The organism is Undibacterium sp. RTI2.2 (assembly GCF_035018705.1).
GTDB lineage: Bacteria > Pseudomonadota > Gammaproteobacteria > Burkholderiales > Burkholderiaceae_D > Undibacterium.
In genome coordinates, this window is sequence record NZ_JASJXN010000139.1 from 1 (window position 1) to 472 (window position 472).

The window sequence follows — 472 nt, forward strand, 5'->3', positions numbered from 1 at the left end:
TGGTACGTCCTGCGCATTCGCAATCCGATCGAAGCGCTCGCCTGTGTCGCCGGAGGACGCAGCGCCAACCCAGCGTTCGCCGCGTTGCTCGAGAAAGCAGGCAATGCAACCCCCGTCGTGTCCTTTACCGTTACTTACGCCGTTGCCAATGTGTTTCTAACCCTTTGGGGTCCAGTCATCGTTGGCATCATCACCAGAAATGCCGCCCCCTAAACTGCGATCGAGTCCTATCATGCCGCAACAAGATTTTCAGCAATTTGCCAACCTCAGCCCGTTTGAACTCAAGGATCAGCTCATCGCCATTGCTTCCTCGGATGCACAGCGTATGATGCTCAATGCAGGTCGCGGCAATCCGAATTTTCTGGCGACACTGCCGCGCTGGGCGTTTCTGAGCCTGGGCGATTTTTCTATGCGCGAAGCCGAGCGGTCATATTCGTATCTTGACAGCGGCTTTGGTGGACTGCCGGAGCGC

The 472-nt window shown here is 56.6% G+C and carries 2 pseudogenes; both read left to right on the top strand.

Going from position 1 to position 472, the window contains the following annotated elements:
• Positions 1-213 (top strand): annotated as a pseudogene (locus QN395_RS21445) (aspartate-alanine antiporter); the annotation flags it as partial.
• A gap of 19 nt (positions 214-232) precedes the next feature.
• A pseudogene (locus tag QN395_RS21450) lies at positions 233-472 on the top strand (bifunctional aspartate transaminase/aspartate 4-decarboxylase); the annotation flags it as partial.